Genomic DNA, 21,876 nt, shown 5'->3' with positions numbered 1-21,876 from the left:
CCTGCTATTTTTATGCATATTTAAACAATTATATAAATTATCAAAACTTAAATATTCTTAAGGATTTCTTGATGAAATCCTTGCTGATGTTAGAATCAGGAAAATCTTATAGACCCCCGCCAAGCTTATTGGACCAAGAGGTTAAAATTGAATGAATTTTTCGATTTATCACTGCTGCCATCGGTGATAATTTGTGCGATCCTTGCTGTGAAATTCTTTGATTTGATTTCACCTATCAAAGTTTACGAGAATGGAAGAAACTCACAGATTGATGGTCTGCGAGGTCTGCTGGCTTTGTTTGTATTTGTCCATCACTCAGTAATATGGAAAGGATATATAAAATATGGTGTATGGAAAATACCGGACTCTAATTTTTTTACTAATATTGGGCAGATAGGCGTTTCTCTCTTTCTCATGATAACTGGCTACCTATTTTTTACAAAAATAAGGAAGAGCAATCAGAACTGGATTCGTTTATATACATCCAGATTTTTTAGATTAACGCCAATGTTCGCTCTGTCCTTGCTAATTATTTTTTTTATAGTTGGCGTACAAAGCGGGTGGCAGGTTAAAACATCAATAAAAGACATTGTTATCTCGATATCACACTGGCTCCCTTTTACTTTCCTTGGTGTGCCTAATATAAACGGCCTTAACAACACTTTTATAATAAATGCCGGAGTGACATGGACACTTGTATATGAATGGTTCTTTTATTTTTCACTTCCATTAATTGCTTTTTTGTTGAGGCGAAAAGTTAGAGTTGTATTTATTTGCATAAGCTTATTATTTGTTATGTATTATTTTAATTACGGCTCCGATAAGACGCACCTACTCTCTTTTGCTTGCGGCTTTGCAGCTTCTTACCTTAGAGAAATTGAGTGGTTTAAGCAACTATCGGTAAAGTTTTACTCAAGTATCATTGTCATGGGCATGATCACCTTCGAACTTTTCTTTTTTAAATTAACTTACAGCCCTATACCAATATTAATTTGTGGATTATGCTTCTCCCTTATTTGTTCAGGATGCTCTGTTTTTGGCATCCTTAATACCAAGATGTTACGTAAGTTAGGTGAGGCAACATATAGCATCTACTTACTCCATGGAATAGTGCTTTATATCCTGATAAACAGACCATTGATTGGCCCAGTTGGGGCTGTATCATTCCAGATAGTATGTACAGCAGCTTTTATTGTTACTTTTCTATCCTGCTTTACTTATAAATGCGTTGAACTTCCTTTTATACGACTATCAGATAAAGAAAAAAAGCCACCCGTTCCGTAACCCCAGATTATATTAAATAAATGCGGCAGTTAATTCTGCCGCATTCAATTAATAGCGTTTAAAAAAATATTTGCTAACTTTTTAAGCCAATAGTAAAAGCCCCCTTCTTAGAAGTTGGCTTTAAAGAATTCCCCGGTATCGAATTTACTAAAGTGAAATTTTAAAATCGTCTAAAATCAGTACATACCCATAGCCTGCAACAGAAAGGCGCGGAATGTAACTGCCACGTCGCCGGGGCTTTTTTATTCTTACTTTGCGCTCTCAGCACGCTCATTCCAGATGCTGTTTTCCGGCATATCCAGGCGGACAGCGATCCATCTCGTCGGAGGCACATCAATCGCCGCACCTTTTTGCAATTCGATGTCCCCATCTTCGGAAAGAACATAACGGCGCTTGTAGAGTCGGATGATGAGCGAGCCATTTTCTTCCTGCTCTGCTTCCACGATACCCATGTCACCGGAACCCTGCGGGTCACGAGGAGGCAACATTTGCCACCCGGACTAGCCAGACCAGCAGATCCCTTAAGAAGGTGCACACCCGTCGCTTCACGGGTCAGAGTAACGCCCACAGCTTCTGCATTCGCCACGCCTGCGCCGCACTGTCTCTTCGATATCAGGACGCGTACAGTCCTCTTTGCTTTTCACAATGCGAACGATCGGCGATGCAGCCTTGATTGAACCGTCTGCAGCCCTCGTGATATTAACCGGGGATATGGGCCCTGGACGTTTTCACGTCTCGCGGACATGTTCGAATTCTTCGCATCGTGGGGAGGCGGGATCAACACCTCCTACTGGTCAGAAAGAAGGTTGGGTAGTGTCGGTCTTCTCAAACACCTTGCGAAAGAAGCTATTGAAACCGCTGACGAACAGGATGATTTAAGCGAGTGGGCTGATATGCAATTCCTGTTGTGGGATGCGCAGCGTCACGCCGGGATCAGCGATGCTGCAATCAACGCGGCAATGGAAGAGAAGCTGAAAATTAACATGGCGCGCCAGTGGCCGGAGCCTAAAGACGTTTAGCCACTAATGCATATCAAGGCAGCGCGTACCGATTGAAATAGCCGGTTGTAGCCGACAGTGGAGATATGACAATGAGCGATAATAGCCGACGCTTTCTTACTCCCGATGACCTTTATCAGTTGACTGGTTATCGCCGACCTTCTTTGCAGTGCAAAGCGCTAAAGGAAAGCGGCGTATTTTTTATCCCGCGCAAAGACGGAAGGCCTGGCACAACCTGGTCTCATGTCGACAACCCCGCGGGAATGAAAAAGTATCAGGCCCCCCGGAGGAATAAGAACCAAATTTTGATGATATGAGATGCCCAGAGCGCGTAAGAACCCGGAGGATAACTGGTTGCCTCTGCGCGTAAGGCGAGGTAAATCGGCTTATGAGTTTAGGTCGCCAGATGGAAGAACAATTCGCTTGTGTAACAACGACCTGACGAAAGCTCAGGTGTGGGCAGAATATGAACGGTCCATCAGCGATATCAAGCTTGGTAAAAATTTTCTTGGACTATGCGAAGACTTCTTTAACTCCGGTGATTTTCACGAATTAGCACCGGAAACGAGAAAGGACTACACGAAGTATTCAGCTAAGGTGAATATCGTCTTTGGAAAGATGAAACCGGGCAACATTAAACCTGAACATATCAGAAAATATATGGATCGACGTGGTGTCTAAGTCGCGTTCAGGCGAACCGGGAAAAGGCCTTTATGTCACGTGTTTTTAGATGGGCATATGAGAGAGGTAAGGTGAAAATGAATCCTTGCCAGGGAGTTAAACAATTCAAGGAGCAAGCCCGCACACGATACATGAGTGACCGGGAATATAAAGCCTTACTGGACGTTGCTTCAACACCAGTAAAAATAGGGATGGAGATCGCTTATCCGTGTTGTGCGCGCCAGGGTGACGTGCTGGATTTAAAGAAAAGTCAGCTGCTTGAAGAGGGGATCCTCATACACCAGAGTAAGACCGCTGTAACGCAGATAAAAGCCTGGACCGAGCGTCTACGTGCAGCAATAGGCATGTCGGATAATTTGCCACTCCACCCCGGAATGGTAAACATCTCTGTTATCCATCAACCTTCTGGATCAAGGTATACGTGGGTGCATTTAACACCTAATAGATGAAGGCCAAAAAGGCTGCGGCTGAGAAATACCCTGAGCTGGACTTTCAATTTACCTTCCACGATCTGAAAGCAAAAGGAATATCAAATCTGCAAAGAACATTAAATGAAAAACAGGAAATATCCGGGCACAAAAACGCTTCTCAGACGGCGAGATACAACCGCAAGGTATCGATAGTTCAGGTCGTTAGGAGCAGTGATGCCCTCTTTTTTATGGCGAAAGCCAATGGCGAAACCAAATTTCAGGCACAAAAAAACCACCTTTCGGTGGTTTCACGACACTGCTTATTGCTTTGATTATTCTGCTTTTTCCCCATGGTACCCGGAGCGGGACTTGAACCCGCACAGCGCGAACGCCGAGGGATTTTAAATCCCTTGTGTCTACCGATTCCACCATCCGGGCTCGGGAAGAAATTGGAGGCGCGTTCCGGAGTCGAACCGGACTAGACGGATTTGCAATCCGCTACATAACCGCTTTGCTAACGCGCCAAAATCCTTCAGGCTTTTCAGCCAGCACCCGCTGTAACAGCCGATGCGTAAAACTGGAGCGGGAAACGAGACTCGAACTCGCGACCCCGACCTTGGCAAGGTCGTGCTCTACCAACTGAGCTATTCCCGCATCATCAAGCGTGTTGTAATCGCTTGATTTTATTATCTTCTGGCAAGCTGTGCCGCCTTCCGATGCGTTGCATTCTACTTACCTGACGCAATGAGTCAACGATATTTTTCAAAAGCACGATCGTTTGCTGAAATTTGCGACGAAACGATCACGGTTCGAGCAGATCGCCGCGTGCAGCGTTGAGATACTGCAGCATCGACCACAGCGTCAGCACCGCGGCGACAAAGAAGAGCGCAATACCGGCGTACTCCACCCACTGGTTCGGTCGCCACAGCAACCACACCAGCGCCACCATCTGCGCAGTGGTTTTGACTTTACCAATCCATGAGACCGCCACACGGCTGCGCTTGCCCATCTCTGCCATCCACTCGCGCAGGGCGGAGATGATAATTTCACGGGCGATCATCGTTGCCGCAGGCAGCGTCACCCACCAGCTGTGATAGTGCTCCGCCACCAGCACCATCGCGATGCCGACCAGCACCTTATCGGCTACCGGATCGAGAAAGGCGCCAAAGCGCGTGCTCTGGTTCCAGCGACGCGCCAGATAACCGTCAAACCAGTCGGTTACCGCCGCGCAGCAAAAAATAAGGGCGCAGACAAACGGCGCCCAGTTGAACGGCAGATAGAACGCCAGAACGAAAAACGGGATCAGGATGACGCGAAAAAGGGTGAGCAACGTAGGAATATTGAATCGCATGTTGGCGTTAACTGTCTGTTGTCCGTAAAATTTCGCTCTATGTTGCTACAGAGCCCCTAATGTTTCAACGAGTAGAAGATCTTTTCTGCCAGACCTTGCGAGATGCCCGGCACTTTCGCAATTTCCTCAATGCTGGCGTTCTGTAACCCTTGCAGACCGCCCATATACTTCAGCAGCATCTGACGGCGTTTCGGCCCCACCCCTTCGATGGTTTCAAGCGAGCTGGTGTTCTTCACCTTCGCCCGTTTTTTACGGTGTCCGCTAATGGCGTGATCGTGCGATTCATCGCGAATGTGCTGAATCACGTGCAGTGCGGGTGAATCCGGCGGCAGGCTGAACCCCTCCCCCTCCGGCTCGAAAAAGAGCGTTTCCAGACCGGCTTTACGATCAGCACCCTTCGCCACACCCAGCAGCAGCGGCTTATGTTTATCCCACGGCACATCGAGTTCGGCAAACACCGTTTTCGCCTGGCCCAGCTGCCCTTTGCCACCATCGATGAGGATCACATCAGGGATCTTGTTCTCTTCAATGGCTTTGCCATAGCGGCGGCGCAGCACCTGGTTCATCGCCGCGTAGTCATCCCCCGGCGTGATGCCGGTGATGTTGTAGCGGCGATATTCGGCACGCACCGGCCCATTAGGATCAAACACGACGCAGGAAGCGACCGTCTGCTCGCCCATAGTATGGCTGATATCAAAGCACTCCATGCGTTTTACCGCAGGCAGATTAAGCACGCTCGCCAGCGCGGCAAGGCGCTGATGGACGGTCGACTGCTGAGAAAGCTTAGTGCTCAGCGCCGTCGCGGCATTGGTGCGCGCCAGCTTCAGATAACGGGCGCGATCGCCACGCGGTTTGGTCTGCACATTGACTTTACGCCCGGCCAGCTCTGAAAGGGAATCACCCAGCAGGGTTTTATCGGTAAGGTCAAAGTCGAGCAGGATTTCGCCCGGCAGCGTGCGCATCTGGCTACCCTGCAGATAAAACTGGCCGACAAAGGTTTCGACTACTTCGCCAAGCTCGGTGCCGCCCGGCACTTTTGGATAGTAGCTGCGGCTGCCGAGCACCTTGCCCTGGCGAATAAACAGCACATGGACACAGGCCATGCCAGCGTCAAACGCCACGCCGATAACATCAAGATCGTCGCCGTTATTGGATACGAACTGTTTCTCCGTTACGCGCCGTACCGCCTGGATTTGATCGCGCACGCGCGCGGCTTCTTCAAAATCGAGCGCCTGGCTGGCTTGCTCCATTCTCGCGATAAGCTGGGTCAGCACCTGATCGTCTTTGCCGGCGAGGAACAGCCGCACATAGTCGACCTGCTGCGCATACTCCTCTTCGCTCACCAGTCCCTCAACGCACGGACCAAGGCAGCGACCAATCTGGTACTGCAGGCACGGACGGGAGCGGTTGCGATAGACGCTATTTTCGCACTGGCGAACAGGGAAGATTTTTTGCAACAACGCCAGCGTTTCCCGCACCGCGTAGCCGTTCGGGAAGGGGCCAAAATACTCCCCCTTCGCATGCTTCGCGCCGCGATGGGTTGCCAGACGAGGGTGCGTATCGTTGCTGAGGAAAATAAACGGATAAGATTTATCGTCCCTGAGCAGCACGTTGTAGCGAGGCTGGTAAAGCTTGATGTAGTTGTGCTCCAGCAGCAGCGCTTCGGTCTCCGTGTGCGTGACGGTCACGTCGATCTGTTGGATCTGCGCGACCAGCGCTTCGGTTTTGCGCGAGGCAAGATTGCTGCGGAAGTAGCTGGAAAGACGTTTTTTCAGGTCTTTTGCTTTACCGACATAGATAACGGTACCGCCGGTGTCATACATACGATAGACACCGGGCTTACTGGTTACCGTTTTCAGAAAGGCTTTGGAATCAAAAACTTCAGTCACTGACTTATTAACGTCTCCGCATTACACAAACCATGGCGAATGGCGAGGTGCGTCAGTTCGACGTCACCGTGAATGTTCAGTTTACTGAACATCCGATAGCGATAGCTGTTCACCGTTTTGGGGCTCAGATGCAGTTGCTCTGAGATCTCATTGACCTTCTGGCCCTTTGTGATCATCAGCATAATCTGCAATTCACGTTCCGACAAACTGTCGAACGGTGAATCTGTCTTTTCTGGCTCGATTTGGCTAAGCGCCATCTGCTGTGCAATGTCAGAAGCGATATAGCGTTGGCCTGAGTGAACGCAGCGAATGGCGTTAACCACGTCCTGCGGCGCAGCGCCTTTCGTGAGATAACCCGCAGCGCCAGCCTGCATCACTTTGGCGGGCAAGGGGTTTTCGGTGTGAACGGTAAGCATGATGACTTTTGTGTCGGCACTGCCGCGCGCGATTTTACGCGTCGCTTCAAGGCCGCCGATACCGGGCATATTCATATCCATGAGAACAACATCAACCGCATTGGCACGACACCATTTAATGGCGTCTTCACCGCAGTTGACCTCACCCGTCACTTTTATGCCCTTAATATCTTCGAGAATGCGTCGTATCCCTGCGCGCACCAGTTCATGGTCATCAACAAGTAGTACGTTGATCAAAGGAGTATCTCCGGAAAAGGGATAACGCTGCGAAAACTAATTCGGCATATATTAGCTTTTTTCTAGCCCATAATGAAAGGCAAAAAAACAATCAACGCCAACTTTGTTCTCGTTTTTGGAAATGAAGTTGTACATAAGCTGGAAACTTTTTTCAATATAAAAAACGAAGCGGTAAAATCATAATTTCTTTCTTTTCAGAAAGTTAGCAAAAGAGAGTCGATTGAGCAGAAGAAATTACGCGAATATACTTGTTACAGCAATTAACCACGCTTAACGCACGCTAAACATATATTTCATCTACAACAATAACGTAACCTTAATTTTCAACGCCGCCTCAACCAATTACTTTCTATAGCGGTGAAAAAACAACCACTGCATTTTTTTATAAGCCTTGTGGTATACTTCGCGGCCTTAACAGCAATCGTCGCGGAACTCCGTGACAATGTAATGAGGAAAATAAATTGAGCACACCTGATTTCACTACCGCCGAAAATGCAAAAGAACTGGCGCAGGAAGTCGCTTGCCTGAAGTCGATGATTACCCTGATGCTGCAAGCGATGGGCCAGGCTGATGCAGGCCGCGTCATTATTAAAATGGAAAGATTAATTGCACAGATGGAAGATGAAGCTCAGGCCGACGTATTTTCCAGCACCGTTAAGCAAATTAAACAAGCTTACCGCCAGTAATTACTCGCCGGCTGTCAGGCGCTCTGACAGCCGGAATCACTTTGCGACTTCCGTCGCATTCTCTATTAAATTATTCCCGTTGCCGCCGCATAGCAGGCAATTTGCGTTTTATTCGGCGCGTTAAATTTCTTCTGCATATTCTTCTGGTGGAAATTGACCGTGTTTTCGGAGATAGAGAGAATCATCGCTATTTCCGCCGAGGTTTTCCCCTCTGCCGTCCACTTCAGAATTTCGCGCTCGCGTTTACTGAATTTCATCTCCGGTGTCATCACCGTATGGTCCGCGAGGCGCGTCAGTGCCAACAGGCTCAACTGCACCAGCGTCTGCAAACGCATCTCTATTTCATCGTCGGCCATCGTCTTGCCAAACAGGCTGGAGCGCGAAACGGACAGAAAACCGAGCGCATGGTTAGGCAGCATTAAACACTGCGAAACCCCTTTGCGCAGGCCGTGGTCGCGTGCGGCGTCCCACAATGTCATCGCATCATGAAAGAGTTTATCGTTCCACGGCAAGTGTCCCTGGATGAAGTTTTCAGGCTTCAGCACCGGATCGACAGCGAAGTAATTCTCTGCCTGATAGTGCTCCATCCATCCAGGCGGATATGAGGTTTCCACGCTCAGCTTCGGCCGGGTGAAAGGCACCGGATGCCGCACGCAAAGCGAGTAATAATCAAACTCCAGTAGCTGTGTCTGCTGCTGGATCTCCGTATAAACGTCCTGTGCCACAGTCATTTCCTGAAAACGCGAAATCATTTCACGACGCCAGGTTAAAAAATCTTTTTGCTGCATACCGACCGGTAATACCCCTGCATTTATTAATCATATTTTTGTATACAATAAGCTAACACATAAAACTTAATTATAAATATAAAATATCGGGATAATTGGTAAGGAGTTCACTTTATTGCCGAATTAAAGCACGGCGAGCAGCGGGAAATAAGGCGTAAAAGACAACATTATTTCCCTGGCATAGGTGGGCTAATTGGTTACTTTAATAAAGGCTTTAAGTAAAATCGTCGCGATTCAGCGCCCGGCACTGCTGAATCGCGCGATCTGCTTTACTGGGTGAGGAATTTTTCAAGGAACTGCTGCGTGCGCGCCTGCTGTGGTTCGGCAAACAGCGTTTTCGCCGCACCCTGCTCTACAATGCGACCCTGATCCATAAAAATCGCCCGGTCTGCGACATCGCGGGCAAAGCTCATCTCATGGGTAACGATCACCATGGTGCGTCGCTCCTGCGCCAGTTGACGAATAGTGTTTAACACTTCGCCCACCAGTTCAGGATCGAGCGCCGAGGTAGGTTCGTCAAAGAGGATCACATCCGGGCGCATTGCCAGCGCGCGGGCTATCGCCACACGCTGCTGCTGACCGCCGGACAGACGGCGCGGATAGCTGTTCTCTTTGCCGCTCAGCCCCACTTTCGCTAACAGTTCACGTGCTCGTGCCAGTGCCTCCTCCTTCGGTTCGCCTTTAACAATCACCGGGCCTTCAATAATGTTTTCCAGCACCGTGCGGTGGGGAAAGAGGTTGAAGTTCTGGAACACAAAACCGACATGCTGACGCAGTTCGCGGATGGCGCTTTTCTGCTGACCGACAGAGCGGGTGGCGTCGATGGTGATACTCCCGACACGAACAGAGCCGCTCTCCGGCTGCTCAAGCAGGTTAATACAGCGCAGCAGCGTGGTTTTCCCCGAGCCGCTCGGGCCGATGATCGCCACCACTTCGCCCTCTTCCACCTGCAGATCGATACCGTGCAGCACCGTCTGCCCCTGGAACTTCTTCACCAGGTTTTTTACATCGATTGCGCTCATTTCGGATCCTGCTCCTGCCGGTTAAGCTGGTTTTCAAAGTAGTTCTGTAACGTCGAGAGCACCGTCGCCATCACCCAGTAAATGAGCGATGCTGCCAGATACATGGTGAAGACCTCCAGCGTACGCGAGGTGATAAGCTGCGCCTGGCGAAATAGCTCCGGCACCTGAATGGTCGCCGCCAGCGAGGTGTCTTTCACCAGGCTAATAAAGCTGTTACTGAGCGGTGGCAGCGCCACGCGCGCCGCCTGCGGGAGAATGGCGCGGCGCAGCGTTTGCCACGGCGTCATACCAATACTGGCTGCCGCTTCCCACTGCCCTTTATCGATCGAGGAGATCGCCGCACGCAGGGTTTCTGCCGCGTAGGCCGCCGTATTGAGCGACAGGCCAATCATCGCCGACGGGATCGGGTCGAGTTCGATACCGAACTGCGGCAGACCGTAGTAGATCATAAACAGCTGGGCAATAAGCGGCGTACCGCGAAATACAGAGATATAGAAACGCGCCAGCCAGCGCAGCGGCAGCAGCTTCGACATGCGCATCAGCGCCAGTAAAAAGCCGAGCAGCAGACCAAAAAACATGCCGCCGATACTGAGCTGTAGCGTGAAGACCGCGCCCTTTAGTAAATAGGGGGCGGAGTCGATAACGAGTTGTAGGCTCTCTTGCATTCTGGTTTTTCTGCCTGCGTTAAAGGTGAGGATGGTAGGCAAAGAGCGCCGGTGCGCCGCCCGTATGCACAAACAAAACAGGGCCGTTATCTTTAAAGCGCTTCTGCTCGATGCCATCAAGCAGGCCGGCCATCGCTTTGCCGGTATAAACCGGATCGAGCAGGATCCCTTCAAGGCGCGCCAGCAGTTTTACCGCTTCCATCCCTTCATCACTCGGCAGCCCGTAGCCTGGCGCGTAGTACTCATCCCACAGCTGGATATCCGCCTGCGCTTGCAGCTCAAGCTGACGGGCAATCTCCTGTTGCAGCGTCACCACCTTCGGCTTTTGCTCCGCAACGCTGCGCGATACGGTAACGCCAATCAGCTCTGCATCCGGCATCAGCTGTTCCAGCCCCACCGCCAGCCCGGCATGGGTACCGGCGCTGCCGGAGGCGACCACCACCGAGGAGAGACCGAGCACGCCTTCACACTGCTGCGCGATCTCCAGCGCGCTCTCGACGTAACCCATCGCACCCAGCGCGTTAGAACCGCCCACCGGCACAACATAGGGGCGAAAGCCCTGCGCTTCAATGCGCGTTGCCAGTTCGCTCAGCTGAGCTGCGGGGTCGGTAAGTGCGTCGCACATCTCAATCTGCGCGTTAAAGAGATCGAGCAACAGGCGGTTGCCGTTGGTGAGGTAGTTTTCCGCGCGGGTTCCGGTCGGGTTTTCCAGCAGCGCGACGCAGTGCAGGCCGAGCTTCGCCGCGACCGCCGCCGTCTGGCGCACGTGGTTAGACTGGATTGCGCCCGCGGTAACCAGCGTATCGGCGCCTTCGCGCAGCGCATCAGCGGCGAGAAATTCCAGCTTGCGCAGCTTGTTGCCGCCCATTGCCAGCGGCGTCACATCATCGCGTTTGATATAAATGTCGCGACCAACGTAATCCGATAAGCGCGGCAAATAGTCGAGCGGCGTCGGTGCGCCGATAAACTCAAGGCGAGGAAAACGGGTCAAATTTTGTAAGGACATACAACCTCCTGAAGCCGCAAAGATACGTAATGGTTTTATTATGCACGGAAATATCCGCCGCAATAAAAAAGGCGCTTGATTAAGCGCCTTTTTTTAGCAGAGCACGATTACTTCGTTACATCTGCGCCGAACCATTTTTCCGACAGCGCCTTCATGGTGCCATCTTTCTGCATCTCGGCAATGGCCGTATCGATCGCTTTCAGCAGGTCATCATTACCTTTGCGCACCGCTACGCCAGACTCCTGACGGGAGAAGGCATCACCGGCGACCGCCAGCGTATCTTTGGTTTTCTTCACCAGATCCAGCGCCGCCAGGCGGTCGACCAGAATGGCGTCAATACGGCCTACGCGCAGATCCTGGTATTTGGTCGGGTCATCATCATAGGTACGAATGTCGACGCCCTGCACATTTTTGCGCAGCCACTCTTCGTAGTTGGTGCCAAGACCAACGCCGACTTTCTTACCTTTCAGGTCGGCCGGAGATTTGATGCTGCCTTCATTGCCTTTTTTCACCAGTGCCTGAATACCGGAAACGGTGTATGGCGTTGAGAAGTCATACTTTTTCTTGCGCTCGTCGGAGATGGTGACCTGGTTTATCACCACGTCGATACGTTTTGAGTCCAGCGAGGCCAGCATGCCATCCCATTTCGTCGGCTTCAGCGACGCTTTTACGCCCAGATGCTGCGCCAGGGCTTCGGCGAACTCCACTTCAAACCCGGTCAGCTTGCCATCATCACCCTGAAAGCTGAACGGCGGATAGGTGCCTTCCAGCCCAACTAATAATGTGCCGCGCTCTTTAACTTTGTTCAGCAGATTTTCTGCGGCAAAGGTTTTGACGCTCATACCGGCCACCAGCGCGACAGCCATAACACCCATCAATGCCTGACGACCCAAAAGTGCTAGTTTCATTCTTCCCCCACTAAGAGATTCGCTATAGCGCGCCGCGTCTGAGCGCTAAGCCCAGCCGCGGCCTGATAACACATTCTTTTTTAATATATATCAGATGTCGCGCCGACAGCGATCTTTTGCGCGCCAGTAAAGCGTTGTTGGGCTTTAAACTGAGCATATTTGCGCAAAGCGATGCGGTAATTGTTGGTGCTGGTCGCAGGAAGCCAGGGTTCGAGGTTCTCATCAAGGAACCCCTCTTCCAGCAGTTGGCGGGAGATATTCAGTTCAGTGAGATGGTTACCGAGGCGGCGAAGTCGCACGACATATTCGCGCACCGTACCGTGGCTCATCTCAGTCTGTTCGAAGAGGTATTGTTTAAAGCCGATGATATCGAAGAAGTCGCTCTGCTCTTTGCAGTGCAGATCGCCACAAAAGCGGCAGAGTGCCACCCACTCTTTTTGCTCTTGTAGCCACGCGGCTTCATCCAGCAGCATGTCCAGTCGCGAAATCGCAATTTTGTTGACGATCTCGCCACGGCGTACCAGTGTAATGCGGTCGAGCAGTTTGTGGCAGTGAGCACAATGCGTTTGGCTGTGTTTAAAGTCTTTCAGGTAGCGGCTTAATGGCCGTCTTTTCGATTGCTGCACCGTCATGATAACTCCTGGTTGTCAATGCGTTGTTCGGCATTTACCAGGGGCGATGCAGTATCACCGACCTATAACTTACCCAGCTTGGTACGTAAGCGCTTAATGGCCTGGCTATGGAGCTGGCTGACACGCGATTCCCCGACTTCCAGTACGGCACCGATCTCTTTGAGATTCAGCTCCTCCTGGTAGTACAGCGTCAGGACAAGTTGTTCACGCTCGGGCAGCGACTCAATCGCTTCCATCACCCGGTGGCGTAAATTACTCTCCATTAACTGGAATAACGGGTTTTCCTGTTGATGATCTTCCGTCACCAGCTCGATACTGTCGCCGTGCTCTTCCCGCCATTCGTCATAGGAGAAAAGCTGACTATTGTTCGTATCGAGCAGCATCTGACGGTACTCCTCAACGGGAATACCAAGACGCTGCGCCACTTCTGTTTCCGACGCGTTACGTCCCAGCTCTTGCTCTAGTTGCCCCATTGCCTGCGCCACTTCGCGGGCATTACGTCGGACACTGCGTGGCACCCAATCGCGGCTGCGCAACTCGTCCAACATCGCCCCACGAATACGCTGTACTGCGTAAGTGGTAAATGCCGTTCCTTGCAGAGCGTCATAACGATCTACTGCATTCAATAGACCGATGCCGCCCGCCTGTAGCAGGTCGTCCAGTTCCACACTTGCTGGCAAACGCACCTGCAGGCGCAATGCTTCATGACGCACTAGAGGAACATAACGTTGCCACAGCGAGTGTTTATCCATTACACCATCAGCGGTATAGAGTGAATTCACGATAAACGGCCCTGCGTTAATTGAGTTATCGGCGTGATTATCCGATTCTGTAGTGATTTTGATTGGATGAATAGGGACATAAAAATCAGTTTATTTTGCCAACATGCCACTTTTTTCTGCAAAAGCGACCATATTTCAAACAATTGTCGTACGTTTTCTGAGAAAAATAATTTGCACCAGGGAAAAATCCGTCGTTCGCGCCGTGCACAATCATTATACAAGTCATTGATTGATAAGTGGTTAAATAAATGCAATGGGAGCAACCTCAATATTTATGTCTTTATTAACTTAGCTAAACCTCGCTTATTTGCAACTTTGGCTCCACAACCCGCGTGATACTCTCTTTTTTCATACCTCTCAAAATATCTCTACGGGTTCTCAGGCAATGGATATTAAATTTTTGCAGTTACAAGCGCACGGCGACGTACGCGGCTCGTTGGTTGCTCTGGAGCAGGAAAACAATATTCCCTTCGAGATTAAGCGTGTCTATTACATGTTTAAAACGCTTGAGGATGTTCGCCGCGGTTGCCATGCGCATCGTCAATTGAAGCAGGTCGCCATCGCGGTACGCGGTTCATGCCGTTTTTTATTAGATAACGGTAAAGAACGCATCGAATTACTGCTCGACAACCCGGCGCAGGGTCTGTTGATTGACTCTGTCATTTGGCGAGAGATGTATGACTTCTCAGAAGATTGCGTTCTGCTTGTGCTTGCTGACCAGCTCTATGATGAAACCGACTATATCCGTAGCTATAGTGATTTTTTAGAAATAGCAAAATAAGAAGGCGCGAATGCACAGTAGTCAATGGATCCTCACTGAGGATCAGTTTATGAAACCTGCGTATCGGATCAGCCCTTTCTCAACGGCATCTATTGGCTTAAATAGTTCACATCCGCGCAGTGACCTTGCAGATGAATATTTCGCCGCGCTTTATCCGGGATACTCAGCCAGCTGGACGATGAAAGGCCGCGGGGCGATCGCGCTGGCGTTAGCCGATCTGGCACTTAAGCCAGACAGTGTGGTGACCATTCTCACCACCTCCGGCAATACCTATGCCAGCGGATGCGTCACGCGGGAAATCGAACGTTTTTGCCAGTGGAACCGCGCGCTCACAGACAATACGGACGCCGTATTGGTGATTCATGAGTTTGGTAGCCTCTATCCGGATATGGCGAGTCTTTACGCCAGCGGCTTACCGATCATTGAGGATTATGCGCACGCCTTTCACTCCCTCGCGCCGCATAAGCCACGTGGTGATTATGCTATCTACAGTTTTCCGAAATATTTCCCAATCCAGTATGGCGGCGTATTACTGAGTAAAAAGCCGCTTCGTCTCCTTTCTGACACACCTGCTGAAAATGAGCGCTATCTCAAGAATGTCATTTCTGCTGGGATCCCATTAATAGATAAGTGGCGACAACAGCGTATTGAGCATCACGCGTGGCTCGAAGCCGCATTTCAGCCATTGGGTTGTACACCGCGTTTTGCATGGCAACCTTATGAAACGCCATCCGTATTTATGTTTACGACACCTGACGAGATTAACTTGCCCGAGCTGAAATGCTTCATGCAGGAGCACGGTGTTGAATCCAGTATCTTTTATGGTGAGAAAGCTTTTTTCATCCCGCTACATCACAACTTATGTACGGTTGATCTCAATTATTTTGTCTCGCTGTATCGCTGTTTTGTAGACCACAAGAACAGGTGACCTGATGGAATATCAAAATATCCGTTTATTAGGAACGGCGAGCATCGCTGAAGGCACCACAGTCAATAATGTGGAACTTGGCAACGGGGTAAAAATCGCGAAACGCTGCTCCATTTTCGGTTCTGCCAGAGCGATCCTGCGCATCGGAGAAAACAGCTATATCGGCATGAACACGTTGATCAACGGTTTTAACGCCAGCGTGACGATTGGTAAAAATGTGAGTATTGCGCAGAACGTCAATATCATGTCTGACTCCGGGCCGAATGCCAGCCCTGCCCTGCAGCAGGTATATCCTATCCAGGCGGAACCCGTGACCATCGGTGATGAGTGCTGGATTGGCGCATCCGCCATCATTATGCCTGGCGTTACGCTCGGGAAATTTTGCGTCGTCGCCGCACAGAGTTTTGTTACCGACTCCTTCGATGATTATTCCGTTATTGGCGGATGCCCTGCCAGATTACTGAAAAAACTGGATCCAAAGGCACTACACAGGGAATCGATTGATGATTGAGATCTATCGTGATCAACACTATAGCGTGGCGATAGCAGACGAAGGTTATAGCACTACGCTGTTTAATCGGGATGATTTTATCCATTTTCAGCAGCAGGCATTTAATTGTGAACTGCGTATCTTCTGCCTGGTAAAGTTACAGACCAACAAAGTTATCGCTGCCCTGGATTTTGCTGCCAGAGCGCAGAGCCGCGACCGCTGGTTTACCCCAGTCACCGGCGCATTCAGTGATATCTACAGTATTAGTAACCTGAGCAGCGCCGAGCTTGAACTCTTTATTCAGCAGATAACCCAACACCTGATCTCCCAGGAAAAAGCCACGGCCCTGCAGTGGAAAACACCCCCGCTCTACTTCAACAGCACGATCAACAGCAAACTGCACAATACGCTTTATCGTTTGCAGTGGCAGATTGATGCATGGGAGCTCAACTTCCACCTGGCTATTGCCGATCACGCTACATTCCGCAGCCGCTTAAGCGATACCAAACGTAAAGAGCTTAACAAGCTAAATCGCAGTGGAACCGAGTTTTCTCTGGTGGAGAACGAAGCGCAGATGCGGGACGTTTACGAGGTCATTCGTCTAAACCGGCAAGCGCAAGGCTACCCGATGACCATGAGTTGGGAGGCCCTCTTCGCGCTTAAAACACGGTTTGCAGACGACGTGTTTTTTGCGCAGTTACTGCGTGATGACACGCTGCTTGCCGGGGCGATCCTGTTAAAACTTAACGCCTCCACGCTGTATGTCTTCTACTGGGGTGAACACCCCGACTGCCGGAATGAATCACCGGTGGTGAAGTTGTGCGAGCATCTCTATCTGCTGGCGGCTGAAACCGGTGTGCGCTATCTCGATATTGGAATTTCTACGGCTGATTCACAGCCTAATGAAGGATTAATGAACTTCAAAACCAGCCTCGGCTGTGAAACCAGCCAAAAGCTTATTTTCAGTTATTCAGCACTCGCGGGGCACACCAAATGAAAGTGACGTTTTTGGACTTGCAAAAAATCAACGCCAATATTGAGGCCGAGCTGGTCGCCGCCTGTCAGAAAGTGATCCAGTCTGGTTATTATATTGGCGGCGAAGAGGTGACCGCCTTTGAACAGGAGTTTGCAGATTACTGTGGCACTTCGTTTTGCATCAGCGTCGGTAATGGTCTGGATGCGTTAACCCTGGTTCTGCGCGCCTGGAAAGAGATGGGAAAGGTGCAGGATGGTGACGAGGTCATTGTCCCGGCCAATACCTTTATCGCCTCAATTCTGGCCATCACCCAGGCCGGTCTTACTCCCGTACTGGTTGAACCCTGCCCGCGTACATTTACTCTTACCGCCGAGTCGCTTGAGCGCCATATTACCGCCAAAACCAAAGTTGTTTTACCGGTGCATTTATATGGTCAGCTGGCACCGATGGAAGAGATCATGGCCGTCGCTCGCCAGCACGGTTTACTGGTATTAGAAGATAGCGCACAGGCACATGGCGCCAGCATCAAGGGCACAAAAGCGGGAAATTGGGGCGATGCGGCAGCGTTCAGTTTCTATCCGGGTAAAAACCTCGGGGCGTTGGGCGATGCAGGCGCTATCACCACCAGCGACCAGCAGTTGAAGCAGATCGTTAGCGCTTTGCGCAATTATGGTTCCCATAAGAAATACGAAAACATTTACCAGGGTGTGAATAGTCGTCTTGATGAAATTCAGGCCGCCATGCTACGCATTAAGCTTCGTTATCTGGAAAAAGAGATCGCCGCTCGCCGCGCAGTTGCCCGCTTCTACCTCGACCATATCACTAACCCACTGATTCACCTGCCGGAAGAGAACGCCCCTGAAGCGCATGTCTGGCATCTTTTTGTGGTGCGCTGCACAGAGCGGGACGCTTTACAGAAGTGGCTTGCCGACTGTGGCATTCAGACACTGGTGCACTATCCTCACCCGCCGCATAAACAAGCGGCATACCCGCAGTTCCACAACCTGAGCCTGCCGGAAACGGAAAGGATGCATCAGGAGGTGCTGTCGTTGCCGCTCTCTTCAGTGCTGACGGTTGACGAGCAGCAGTATGTGGTAGAGAAGATCAACAGCTTTCGCCCCTGAGATACTCTGGGGCAATAGCGAGGCATAAAAAAAGCCGGTTAACATTAACCGGCTTTTTGTTAGCTGGGATTTACGGCAGCCATGCCGCAGCCCACTCTCTCGCTTTAACTTCATTAAGCGTGAAATCGCGCATTACCGCCTCATACAGCGCTTTGCCCTGTTTCTCGCTGGTATCGGGATCGTTCAGATGCATCAGGATCGCTTCATGCCAGTCCTTAAAGCGGTTCTTCACACGCGTTACGGGCAAGTCATCACGATAGCACTCAACATCACTGCAAATGACCGGTACTGCGCACGCACCGTACTCCAGCAAACGTAAGTTACTCTTACAGACGTTGAAAGCATTATCCTCAACAGGCGCTAACGCCAGATCAAGATTTAACGATGCCAGCTTCGCCGGATAACGACCAATCTCTACGCCAAGATGGAACTCCTTGACGTAAGGACGCAGTTTTGGCGGACACATACCGAAGAAGATCCAATCAACCCGATCGGCAAAGGCTTTAACCACGTCAAAAATCATTTCTAAATCGCCGGTATGGCTGGAACCGCCCGCCCAACCGACACGCGGTTTTTTACTTTGATGACGCAAGCTTTGCAAATTCCCCCACCAGTCCAGCGATAAGCAGTTCTTACGTACCACAATATCCGGATGCATACCGGCAAAGGCCTCGGCCAACGGTGCGGTCGAAACGACGAAGCGGTCGGCGAAACTGAGGCTTTTGCGCACCATTTTCAACACATCGTTACCGAAATCCTTACGGTGATGATTTTTCAGCGGAATATTCGGCAGGTAGTCGTCCAGTTCGAAGACTTTAAATGCCGAGTTATGCTGGGCGATTTTTGTTGCCCATTGATGATATTCCGGGGTTATCTGGCGCTGGAAAACGATGCTATCTGGCTTATAACGCTCAAGGTACGGGACGCTCAACAGGTTGGTCTGTAACTTACCATCGACCAGGCCGTGATCGCGCATCGCTTCAAACGGCTTGATAATGCGATAGTTGCCGCAACCGAAGAAATCACCCATATGCGCCAGCACCACTGGCAGAGGATTCCAGCCCAGCGGGCGCCAACTCAAATGGCTGTCGGGACAGACATTGAAATGGTTACTGCTTAAAGAGAGGTGCGGGCTGTAGGCCGGATCGTTTGTGATCAGCGGCATCCAGCGGCTATAAAACCGATCTTCTTCGTGATCTACCTGCGGTGAAACGGGCGCAATCTCTTCGCTCTCTTCACTCTGGCGCTTTTCAACCGAGCGCAGGAGTTTGGCATATGGCGTCCAGACGGTCAGGAAACCTGCCTCGCGCGAACGTAAACAGAAATCAACGTCGCTATAGAGCGTCATCGATTCGTCAAAACCTTGTAGCGCGGCGAACAGTTCCTGTCGCACCAGCATAAAATCACCGGAAACAGCGCTGTAGTTCTGTACCGCATGAAGCCGTGACATCAACCCGTTATGCGTATCGTTGGTGCCCAGGAAAGCGTCGCCGACGACGCCGTTCATTCCCAACACATAGCCGGCGTTGCTTACCGTACCGTCTGCGTAGACCTGCTTACCACCGACGATGCCCACTTCAGGGCGCAGCGCGTGGTTCATCAACTCGTGGAGCCAGTTCTTATCAATAAACGCCGTCAGGGCGTTTACCAGCACAAGGTATTCGCCACGCGCGATGCTCGCGCCAAGGTTGACACGCTGTGCATAGTGCAAATTACCGTGGTAGCGCTGCACGTTGACACGCTGCTCATCAACCGCAACAACCGAGGCCAGCCAGTTATCACCTTCCGGCCCTATCGTGTCGCTAACGACCATGACCAGCTCATAGTTAAGCCAGCGGGTATTTTCAATCAGCGACATGACACAGGCCACAAGCGACGCGAGATCGTTATCTGCCACAATCACTATCGACACGACCGGTGTCATTGCGTGACCGTAATGAAGTCGGTAGTTACCCTGCGATGTCAGTTCAATCTGCGCGTCATTGTAGCCACGGTTTGCCAGATGTTGCTGGATAGCCCTGACTTCATCGGCATTCGCTTGCAGATCAAAGGGGACATTCAGCAGCGGTTCCGCCAGATGACCGATTGAATTGAACCCCTGCGTTTCGACGATTTTTAACGCCAGATTTAATTCAAAGGCTCGCGGATAGTTCTCATCAAAACCGTTAACCGCCTGCAGGAGTTCACGACGCCACAGCCAGTGGTGCGCCATATTGTATGGTGCGCTGAGGAGTAAATCGAAATTGAAATCGGGGCGGAACCTGGCACTGATCAGATGTTGGTCAATGAAGCCCGTTTCATCGCAGTAGACGGCAAGCAGCTCACCCGCCTGGCCGAGCGTGGTTTCCAGTGCGTTTAAACCGCCCGGATGAAAGGTTACCCCGGCAGTTACGCAGATCACCCATTCACCCTGCGTTTCTGCCAGCACGCTATTTATCGCTGCGATGGGGTTGGATTGCGCAGGGTAATGACGTACGCCCTGCACGTCACTCTCACCAACAACCACGACTTCAAATTTGACACCCTGCAGATGCTGCGCCAGCAGCGAATCATAGGTCGCGACGATGTCAGCTTCGGTCGCTTGCGTACCATCAATGATTACCGTTAGCGTGCGCTGCAACTGGCCAGCCTCGATAAAATCATTGATCAGCTTGCGCTGGATCGGCAGTACTCTTCGCTCCGCCAACCAGCGCTGGAAATAATTTTCCTTCAGCGATAACCCCATCGTTTCGCGAATATGGGCATAGCGAAACGCGTCGTCAGAATAAAGCGGCGCGATACGCACGCCCTTCGCCGGATCGAGTGCATGTTGCTCAGTGTATGCGCTGGCGAATTTCAAATAGGTGTCGTGGCTATTTTGCGCACGCGGATCCTGCGCCCTGCCGCTTTCGCTTTTTTGCTGGCGTGAAATACGGAAGAAACTCAGCGGTTCTGCGAGGTAGGCCAGGTGGCTATGGGTCAGAATTTTGGTGTAAAAAGTTAAATCTTCCAGGAATTCCATTACCTGGCCATCAATTTTGTACCAGCTATCCGGCGAGTCAATTAACGCCACGATATCTTCACGATACATAAGAACCGTACAGGGTTCACCGATAAAGTTCACGATGCCACGGCTCTGAAACGCTAAAATATCCTCGCCATGAATGACGCTATCGACGTTGACCGGCGAGGCAGTCGCGAAAATATCTTCCTGGATGAACCCTTCAGCATTAATACGCTGGCGGCGGGAGGTCGCGATGCGGATATCTTCACGCGCTTCAATAGCGTCCACCAGTTTCGACACGCAGGATGGCGCGAGCAGATCATCATCGGCAAATAATTTGACGTACTCCCCTTTGCTTTCAAGAAAGCAATGGTTGTAGTTACCAATATCGCCCAACGCCGGCTGGTTACGAAAATAGCGAATCGGATGGCGACTCTTCGCTTTAAAGCGTTGAACGATCTGTTCTGGCTCACCAAACGGTGAATCATCGCTGACAATAATTTCGCAATTGGGATAATCCTGATTCACTGCACTGGCAAGCGTCTCTTCAAACCATGTCGTTTTATAGGTTGGAATAATGATGCTAACTAGCGCAGGATTTTTCTTAGACATCAAATATGTACCTTATACCGTGATGCTGAGCGGTGGGAAATTGACATATCGTATAACGAAGTCAGCCTGGCTCAATATCCGATGAAGCATGCAAAATGCCCCCATTCCCGGCGTTTGCCCGGATAAAAAATGGCAAAAAAAAACCCGGCCAGGCCGGGTTTTATCAGACATTGCGTAATTAACGCAGCAGGGACAGCATGGTCTGCGGAACCTGGTTGGCCTGCGCC

Annotated in this window: 20 protein-coding genes, 3 tRNA genes and 2 pseudogenes; 10 read left to right on the top strand and 15 right to left on the bottom strand. The window is 50.8% G+C overall.

The features are described from left to right. Positions 1 to 147: 147 nt before the first annotated feature. Positions 148 to 1,284: an acyltransferase gene (locus tag IAE50_RS08775; RefSeq protein ID WP_200133649.1), complete on the top strand. Its 1,137-nt coding sequence runs from the start codon at positions 148 to 150 to the stop codon at positions 1,282 to 1,284. A 248-nt stretch (positions 1,285 to 1,532) separates the two neighbouring features. Here IAE50_RS08775 and IAE50_RS25965 read toward each other — a convergent pair whose 3' ends face one another. Next, positions 1,533 to 1,736, bottom strand: coding sequence for a hypothetical protein (locus IAE50_RS25965; RefSeq protein WP_232045363.1), 204 nt, complete (start codon positions 1,734 to 1,736; stop codon positions 1,533 to 1,535). A 291-nt stretch (positions 1,737 to 2,027) separates the two neighbouring features. On the opposite strand from IAE50_RS25965, the pseudogene IAE50_RS08765 reads away from it, so the two are divergent. The 3 genes and pseudogenes from IAE50_RS08765 to IAE50_RS08755 form a co-directional block, all read left to right on the top strand. Beyond that, a pseudogene (locus IAE50_RS08765) lies at positions 2,028 to 2,297 on the top strand (dATP/dGTP pyrophosphohydrolase domain-containing protein); the annotation flags it as partial. 71 nt (positions 2,298 to 2,368) lie between these two features. Continuing rightward, complete coding sequence (locus IAE50_RS08760) at positions 2,369 to 2,599, top strand: DUF4224 domain-containing protein (protein ID WP_309228086.1); 231 nt, start codon at positions 2,369 to 2,371, stop codon at positions 2,597 to 2,599. A gap of 1 nt (position 2,600) precedes the next feature. Continuing rightward, positions 2,601 to 3,705: pseudogene (locus IAE50_RS08755) on the top strand (integrase). A 19-nt stretch (positions 3,706 to 3,724) separates the two neighbouring features. Here the strand turns inward: IAE50_RS08755 and IAE50_RS08745 are convergent. The 6 genes from IAE50_RS08745 to uvrY form a co-directional block, all read right to left on the bottom strand. Further along, positions 3,725 to 3,811: transfer RNA gene (locus IAE50_RS08745), tRNA-Leu, on the bottom strand. A gap of 12 nt (positions 3,812 to 3,823) precedes the next feature. After that, positions 3,824 to 3,897 (bottom strand) — tRNA-Cys (locus IAE50_RS08740). A gap of 54 nt (positions 3,898 to 3,951) precedes the next feature. Further along, positions 3,952 to 4,027: transfer RNA gene (locus tag IAE50_RS08735), tRNA-Gly, on the bottom strand. Between the two features lie 148 nt (positions 4,028 to 4,175). Beyond that, entirely contained in the window at positions 4,176 to 4,724 is a 549-nt protein-coding gene (gene pgsA / locus IAE50_RS08730; protein WP_023480080.1) for a CDP-diacylglycerol--glycerol-3-phosphate 3-phosphatidyltransferase, read from the bottom strand. 56 nt (positions 4,725 to 4,780) lie between these two features. After that, positions 4,781 to 6,613 (bottom strand): excinuclease ABC subunit UvrC, encoded by a 1,833-nt coding sequence (gene uvrC, locus IAE50_RS08725; RefSeq protein ID WP_042712092.1) that lies wholly within the window; start codon positions 6,611 to 6,613, stop codon positions 4,781 to 4,783. Then, entirely contained in the window at positions 6,610 to 7,266 is a 657-nt protein-coding gene (gene uvrY, locus IAE50_RS08720; protein ID WP_094420782.1) for a UvrY/SirA/GacA family response regulator transcription factor, read from the bottom strand. The genes uvrC and uvrY overlap by 4 nt, the downstream gene beginning before the upstream one ends. Positions 7,267 to 7,727: 461 nt before the next feature. Here uvrY and IAE50_RS08715 point away from each other — a divergent pair, with 461 nt between their 5' ends. Further along, positions 7,728 to 7,952, top strand: a complete 225-nt coding sequence (locus tag IAE50_RS08715; RefSeq protein ID WP_042712094.1) for a DUF2594 family protein — start codon at positions 7,728 to 7,730, stop codon at positions 7,950 to 7,952. A 65-nt stretch (positions 7,953 to 8,017) separates the two neighbouring features. Here the strand turns inward: IAE50_RS08715 and sdiA are convergent, their stop codons facing one another. From sdiA to IAE50_RS08680, 7 genes are all read right to left on the bottom strand, one after another. Next, entirely contained in the window at positions 8,018 to 8,740 is a 723-nt protein-coding gene (sdiA, locus tag IAE50_RS08710) for a transcriptional regulator SdiA (RefSeq protein WP_042712095.1), read from the bottom strand. A 269-nt stretch (positions 8,741 to 9,009) separates the two neighbouring features. Continuing rightward, a complete protein-coding gene (gene tcyN, locus IAE50_RS08705) occupies positions 9,010 to 9,762 on the bottom strand; it encodes an L-cystine ABC transporter ATP-binding protein TcyN (protein ID WP_200133646.1) in 753 nt (250 codons plus the stop codon). Continuing rightward, on the bottom strand, positions 9,759 to 10,427 hold the full coding sequence (gene tcyL / locus IAE50_RS08700; RefSeq protein WP_076770078.1) for a cystine ABC transporter permease: 669 nt from the start codon (positions 10,425 to 10,427) through the stop codon (positions 9,759 to 9,761). The genes tcyN and tcyL overlap by 4 nt, the downstream gene beginning before the upstream one ends. A 19-nt stretch (positions 10,428 to 10,446) precedes the next feature. After that, a complete protein-coding gene (gene dcyD / locus IAE50_RS08695) occupies positions 10,447 to 11,433 on the bottom strand; it encodes a D-cysteine desulfhydrase (protein WP_200580065.1) in 987 nt (328 codons plus the stop codon). A gap of 107 nt (positions 11,434 to 11,540) precedes the next feature. Further along, positions 11,541 to 12,341, bottom strand: coding sequence for a cystine ABC transporter substrate-binding protein (gene tcyJ, locus IAE50_RS08690; protein WP_200580064.1), 801 nt, complete (start codon positions 12,339 to 12,341; stop codon positions 11,541 to 11,543). An 80-nt stretch (positions 12,342 to 12,421) separates the two neighbouring features. Then, positions 12,422 to 12,973, bottom strand: a complete 552-nt coding sequence (fliZ, locus tag IAE50_RS08685; protein WP_042717714.1) for a flagella biosynthesis regulatory protein FliZ — start codon at positions 12,971 to 12,973, stop codon at positions 12,422 to 12,424. A 62-nt stretch (positions 12,974 to 13,035) separates the two neighbouring features. Continuing rightward, complete coding sequence (locus tag IAE50_RS08680) at positions 13,036 to 13,755, bottom strand: RNA polymerase sigma factor FliA (protein ID WP_023480141.1); 720 nt, start codon at positions 13,753 to 13,755, stop codon at positions 13,036 to 13,038. 385 nt (positions 13,756 to 14,140) lie between these two features. Between IAE50_RS08680 and IAE50_RS08675 the strand changes: the two genes are divergently transcribed. Genes IAE50_RS08675 through IAE50_RS08655 form a run of 5 tightly spaced genes read left to right on the top strand, consistent with a single transcriptional unit; the run spans position 14,141 to position 18,054 of the window. Further along, entirely contained in the window at positions 14,141 to 14,536 is a 396-nt protein-coding gene (locus tag IAE50_RS08675) for an FdtA/QdtA family cupin domain-containing protein (RefSeq protein WP_128482706.1), read from the top strand. Positions 14,537 to 14,585: 49 nt separating this feature from the next. Next, a complete protein-coding gene (locus tag IAE50_RS08670; RefSeq protein ID WP_200580063.1) occupies positions 14,586 to 15,464 on the top strand; it encodes a DegT/DnrJ/EryC1/StrS family aminotransferase in 879 nt (292 codons plus the stop codon). A gap of 4 nt (positions 15,465 to 15,468) precedes the next feature. Further along, positions 15,469 to 15,975, top strand: a complete 507-nt coding sequence (locus tag IAE50_RS08665) for a DapH/DapD/GlmU-related protein (RefSeq protein WP_200133643.1) — start codon at positions 15,469 to 15,471, stop codon at positions 15,973 to 15,975. Further along, positions 15,968 to 16,951, top strand: coding sequence for a GNAT family N-acetyltransferase (locus IAE50_RS08660; RefSeq protein ID WP_200580062.1), 984 nt, complete (start codon positions 15,968 to 15,970; stop codon positions 16,949 to 16,951). The genes IAE50_RS08665 and IAE50_RS08660 overlap by 8 nt, the downstream gene beginning before the upstream one ends. After that, on the top strand, positions 16,948 to 18,054 hold the full coding sequence (locus tag IAE50_RS08655; protein WP_200133641.1) for a DegT/DnrJ/EryC1/StrS aminotransferase family protein: 1,107 nt from the start codon (positions 16,948 to 16,950) through the stop codon (positions 18,052 to 18,054). Before IAE50_RS08660 ends, IAE50_RS08655 begins: the two co-directional genes overlap by 4 nt. A gap of 70 nt (positions 18,055 to 18,124) precedes the next feature. Here IAE50_RS08655 and IAE50_RS08650 read toward each other — a convergent pair whose 3' ends face one another. Then, positions 18,125 to 21,649 (bottom strand): glycosyltransferase, encoded by a 3,525-nt coding sequence (locus tag IAE50_RS08650; protein ID WP_200580061.1) that lies wholly within the window; start codon positions 21,647 to 21,649, stop codon positions 18,125 to 18,127. Between the last annotated feature and the right edge of the window lie 227 nt (positions 21,650 to 21,876).

Origin of the sequence: Kosakonia sp. S42, assembly GCF_016624785.1 — a bacterium.
GTDB lineage: Bacteria > Pseudomonadota > Gammaproteobacteria > Enterobacterales > Enterobacteriaceae > Kosakonia > Kosakonia cowanii.
The sequence above is the reverse complement of the archived record's forward strand: the minus strand, read 5'-3'. Positions and strand labels throughout refer to the sequence as shown.